The sequence below is a fragment of the Acinetobacter sp. DL27 genome, from assembly GCF_055810995.1.
Window position 1 is genome coordinate 1 of sequence record NZ_JBVVOK010000003.1, and the last position, 5,594, is coordinate 5,594.

Here is a 5,594-nt window from a genome sequence, read left to right on the forward strand (position 1 = left end):
GCCTTACCTAAACCTGTATCCACCAATCCTTCAGCATTCTTTGGTAAAAAGGTTCCATACATATAGGTCGCACGACGTATCATGGCTGAACCTGCCATCAAATTTTCACTGGTCGCTTCTTCCATAAAGCCTTGTGGCGCAATAATTGGGGTTTTTCTAGCGTTAATTTCTTCTGTAGAAAGAACGCCTAATGCACCACCAAAATGATCGATATGGCTATGGGTAAAGATAATGGCTGAAATTTTTTGCTCACCTAAATGCTGCCTAGCAAATTTAAGTGCTGCTTCAGCCGTTTCTTTAGAGGTTAATGTATCCACAATAATCCAGCCAGTATCACCCTGAATAATGGTCATATTTGCCAAATCAAAACCACGAATTTGCCAAACTCGATCTGTCACTTTAAATAGACCAACATTATTGTTGAGCTTTGCTTGTCGCCATAGTGCAGGATTAACAGTATTTGGTGCTGGATCATTTAAAAAATTAAACGCATCAAAATCCCAGATCACATTGCCTTTTTCACTTTTAATTTGACCTGTTGGCTTGGCAATAAAGCCTTTTTGCGCATAATTAAACTCTGTCATATCGTCTAAATTATATTTCGTTTTATACGCATTATTTGATTCAATGACCGCTTTTTCGACTTGTCCATTTGCTGCAAAAACAGAAAATGGCAAAATAAACATCAATGAAACCGTTAAAAATTTAACTTTCATTGTCTTTCCTTCTTCAAAATATCCATAAATGTTGATTTCCTTGTCTATACTATTTTTGATATGTGTTGAATTAATAGAAGCTTTTCAATTCAAACATTATAATAACAGCCATCATTTTTTATGATGGAATCATAAAATAATATTTTACAAGAATATACCTGTTTTTATTAAAACTACGCAGTCCTTATTGGGCATGAGTTAGTAGGAGAGAAAAATAAAAATTTTGTTAAAACCTAAAGAAAAACCCCTCTGAGTCTTGCAACTTAGAGGGGTTTTGTCTTAAATTTGGTGGTACGCAGTTATTTGATGTTCGAGCATCAAGTAACGAAGATCATAAGGTTTGACGACCGTTATGATTTCACCTTTCGGCTTGTACCGCTTTTCAAATTCTATCAAATTGATAAAAAATGGCAAGCATTGTATCAGTAAAAAGTCTTTCGTTACCTGACTCTCGTTCATCCAATAAGCAATACATAGACAGTATTCGAGCCTTATCAGCTTCTGTGCATCCTTTTTAAGGAAGATATGCGGTGCATGTGGAGGGAATAAGTGTCACTGGTGCATCGTAGCGATAGTGAAAGCTGAGAAGCAGGAGCTGAACCGTTACAGGGGAATCCCACAAAAGCGGAGCGTTGAGAGTAGTTGTATAGGTTGGTTAAGTTGCATGTTGGAGAAATCCTCGCAGAGATACCGCCATACTTCGACAGGGAGCGCGTGGGGAGAGGTGCAGTACCTTTAGTCCTTGTCTGCCATGTATGTGAAGCATGGTGCGGATACGACCGATGCGTGGCTCCGTCAGCCTAATCAGGTTAAATCGGCAATACTTAGGGGATGTGTTATTTTTTGAATGACAGCCCTTAGGGAGAGTATTGCCGAAACTCTCTCAACGCTCACCATCTGCCTGAGCAAAGCGAGGGCTGTGGTGGTGGTGAGAAAGAGTTGAGTGCTATTGTTTTACAAGATTTATGCCAGTTCTTATTAGGGTTTATATACTGTATCATTTGATTAAATTTTAGTATAAATAATTCTTTCCCTTTTTAAATAAGCAAGGATACACAGTTACCCCTATTTCACTTCGTTTAATAGTGCTAAGCTGTGACCTTGATCAGGGGCTTCACCCCCGATACCCCCGAAAACCGGTTTAAAGAAAAATCAAAGATTTTCCTCTAAACCGGTTAGACCAAGAATGGGATTGTTCAAGTGGAAATAGATTCAGTAACTAAACAGAAAGTAGTACGGGAACGGACGTTTAAAGTCAGACTTTCAGAATCAGAATATCAATTGCTCGATGCCAATAATCCTTTTGGTTCAATCGCAAAGTTGCTACGTCAGTCAGCAGTAGATAAAGCAACAAAGATTTATAATTCCAAAGCAGATGATGCTGAAAAAATTAAATCAACAAAGATTGTTGAATCTTCATATAGCAAGACAGAGAGAAATTTAATCCTAGAATTGGGTCGTATAGGTAATAACGTGAATCAGATTGCCAAAGCGATTAATACGGATATTGCAGGGACAGGTACTTTTGACAAAGTGAAGTTACTTCATTTGTTGATTTCCATAGATCAACAACTTCGGGAGTTACGACCAGATGATCGTTGATTTTTTTAGACATGGTTCAGGATTATCTAAAGGTTGTCTAGATTATTTGCTTGGTGAAGATAGAGAGCGAGAACATGCACAGGTTTTAAGTGGTGATGTTGACTTGACCGCTCAACTGATTGATAGCAGTCCTTTTGCCAAGAAATATACCAGTGGTTGTTTATCCTTTTACGAGCATGCTTTATCTGACCAGGATAAACAGCAGATCATGCAAAATTTTGAGGAATGCCTTTTCCCTGGTCTCGATAAAGATCAGTACCAAATTTTATGGGTACAGCACCAAGATAAGGTGAATCAAGATACTGGAGAGACACGGCTTGAGCTGAATTTTGTGATTCCAAACGTTGAGCTTTCGACAGGCAAACGGCTACAGCCATTTTATGCGCCAGTGGATTTAGATCGAGTGGATCTGTTTAAGCAGATTACCAATGCAGAACATCAACTATATGATCCCGATGATCCGAACAATCAGCAGCTTTTAATCAATAAGAAGAACTTACCCAAGGATGTGAAGGATTTTAAAGATCAGTTACACCAAAGGATTTACCAAGCTGTAGTCGATGGCAAAGTTGCCGATCGGCAAAAATTGGTTGAATGGCTTGAATCGAATGAAATCAAAGTCACCCGACAAACCCAAAAATCAATATCAATCGAAAATCCATACGAGGGCGCAACACGTCCTATCCGTTTAAGTGGAGAGGTTTATGAGCAAGGCTTTAGCGCTACTGGCGAATATCGACAAGAAGTACAACAGCGAATTGCAACGTACCGAGGAACAACTTCTGAGCGGTATCGAGCAAACGTCACAGATTATCAAAGACAGCTTGAGCACAAGAGCCAATATCACAGCGACCGCTATCCAGCAGTCAGACGAGAAATTAGCGCAGAACCTACAGAACAGCTCACAGCAGATCGAGAAGCAGCTCGACCAGTACCAAGCCTTGCTACAGTCCAAATTGAGCCGTTTAAAGCAAATGAACGAGCAGATACAGACAAAAGAACAGCAAGTTCAGAACAAAAGCCTACTGAAACAGCTTACCACTTTGAATATGGCAATGATTTTGGGAGCTGCTATTTTAATTATTCTCATTATTGCGCTCGGTTTTATGGGCAAAAGCAAGTACAACGAGATACGGACACTCAATATGACCATCAACGAGAAACAAATGCGAGTGGATCACCTGAACCGATCGGGGGGCAGTTTGACGTTCAGCACATGCAGACAGCAAAACAGCAAAGCCCAACGTCTATGTATTCAGATCAACAAGGACGCAGGGGATTGGCAGAACAACTTCATGGTGCCGATGGGGTATTAAGTGATGACCGAATTAGAAACACAGTTATTGAAAATCATCGAAGAACAACAGCAGCAATTACAGCAACAACAAACTCAGTTGCAGCAGCAACAGCAGAGTTTAGACGTGATGCAAAAGAAAATTATCCAAGCCTTATCAGCACAATCAAAGGCAATGGAGAGCGTACAGACAGACTTAGTGCAAACACAAAAGTCATTATCGACAATACAGACACAATTTCACGAATTGGAAAAAAATACAGCGACCTATACCGAGCAGATCAATGGCAAAGTCAGGGAGATGAGCCAAATTACAACGAATTACGAGGACGTACTGGAGAAAATCTCAACCACACAACGGTCAGTCTCGTCACAAGTAGCCAAAGCTCAGCAGAATTTGCTCGAAACGTCCGAACTATTGAAGCGAATATCGTCCAAATGAAGGAACGGAAAAAGGAAATGGAGCAGCCCCAACCTAAGCGAGATCGGGGCATGAATTTTGGCATGTAGGGTTTATGCTCGATTCCGACTGTTGCTAATCAAAAATATGGAACAATGATTAAATATTAGGCGTGAAACGTGAAGAATCAATAAAAAAGCCCGACTTAGACAAGTTAGGCTTTTTTATTGATTGTAAATTATTGAAATAATTAAACTAATTTTGTATTTATGTGCACTAATGTGTGCACATAAAAGCGGAGACTTTAATTTGGTAGGGTTCTTTAAGCCCAGTCATTTCATCCTAATCATTTGGTCGAGTGACAATTGGAAAAGTTGAGTCTGGACGTTTAAACATTGCAAAGAATTTTCCAATTTCCAATGGATTGCCTTTGACTTTACTTTCGTTAGAAAGCAGGACTTTTACCCCTTTTATTTGACCTGTAATCATTTTTAGATATAAGGGCTTGGTTACGGTTAATGTTGGGCAATCCGATGCCAAATCTTTACTGTCATCATGACGCTTAAACTGCATGATTGAGTTTTCAACCCATAATGAAAAATTCTCTTGGGTATCCGACAAAACCAGATTGATACACTGGTTTTCATTTTTTAAATTTTCCACATCTAAATTTGTCGCCATGGCTTCAAGAAATCTTTCAGTTGGCGTGTGAATCAATAAATCACTCGGATCAGATGTATTTTGTAGGGGTACATTATTTTGTAGCTCTTGAGCACCCACCAAAAAGAAATTACGCCAAGTTGAAGCCTCAGCAGCATAGCCCAATTGACGATACGTATTTGCCAATAAGTCTTTTGCTTGTTGGTTTTGAGGGTTATTCAACACAATATGTTTTAAAATCTCGGCAGCCCATCTATAGTCAGCTTGAGCATAGGCATCCCGCGCATTTTTTAATGCATTATTCTCCCCACCTGCCAACTCAATATATTTTTTTGCAACAGCTTTAGGCGGTAATGGATCTAAATTGGAAGGATGAGCATCGAACCATCCCATATAGTATTGGTATATCGCTTTTACATTATGCTTTAAGGTTCCATAATAGCCATGCGCATATAGCTTTTGATCAAGTGCCGCTGGAAGCTGAATTTTCTCGGCAATTTCAGCACCATTAAAACCAGAGTTCATATATCTCACCGTCTGATCATGTGTGAACTTATAAACATCTCGCTGGGTTTTAATAAAATCTTGAATATTGTCATTGCCCCAGACAGGCCAATGATGTTGTGCAATCAATACATCGGATGCTTTGGCATGCTGCATTGCTTGGTCTAAATAGCCTACCCATTTTAAGGCATCACGGACTTTGGCACCGCGGAGGGTATAAAGATTATGCATGGTATGCGAAAGAATTTCTGCGCCATTATAAAGTTTCAGTGATGGGATAGAGAAGGTTAACTCTGCTGGCGCTTCTGAACCCGGCACGTTATAAAACACAAAATCCAAACCATCAATGGTCATTTTCTGTTCTGCTTGGGTGATCAGTTGTGTAGGCTCAAGGATTCCCATTTTCCCAACAGCAACA

Annotated in this window: 2 protein-coding genes and 2 pseudogenes; 2 read left to right on the plus strand and 2 right to left on the minus strand. The window is 39.7% G+C overall.

Features of this window, described 5'->3' with window-relative positions:
- Positions 1-2: 2 nt before the first annotated feature.
- Positions 3-716, minus strand: a pseudogene (locus AC0KVP_RS17060) (MBL fold metallo-hydrolase); the annotation flags it as partial.
- 1,200 nt (positions 717-1,916) lie between these two features.
- Here AC0KVP_RS17060 and AC0KVP_RS17065 point away from each other — a divergent pair.
- Positions 1,917-2,318: a MobC family plasmid mobilization relaxosome protein gene (locus tag AC0KVP_RS17065; RefSeq protein ID WP_004706792.1), complete on the plus strand. Its 402-nt coding sequence runs from the start codon at positions 1,917-1,919 to the stop codon at positions 2,316-2,318.
- On the plus strand, positions 2,308-4,122 hold the full coding sequence (locus tag AC0KVP_RS17070) for a relaxase family protein (protein WP_004706791.1): 1,815 nt from the start codon (positions 2,308-2,310) through the stop codon (positions 4,120-4,122). The genes AC0KVP_RS17065 and AC0KVP_RS17070 overlap by 11 nt, the downstream gene beginning before the upstream one ends.
- A gap of 232 nt (positions 4,123-4,354) precedes the next feature.
- On the opposite strand, the pseudogene AC0KVP_RS17075 reads toward AC0KVP_RS17070, so the two are convergent.
- Positions 4,355-5,593 (minus strand): annotated as a pseudogene (locus tag AC0KVP_RS17075) (alkyl/aryl-sulfatase); the annotation flags it as partial.
- Between the last annotated feature and the right edge of the window lies 1 nt (position 5,594).

Coding starts and splice junctions, on each gene's coding strand:
- AC0KVP_RS17070 (WP_004706791.1), top strand. CDS start 2,308: ATGATCGTTGATTTTTTTAGACATGGTTCAGGATTATCTAAAGGTTGT.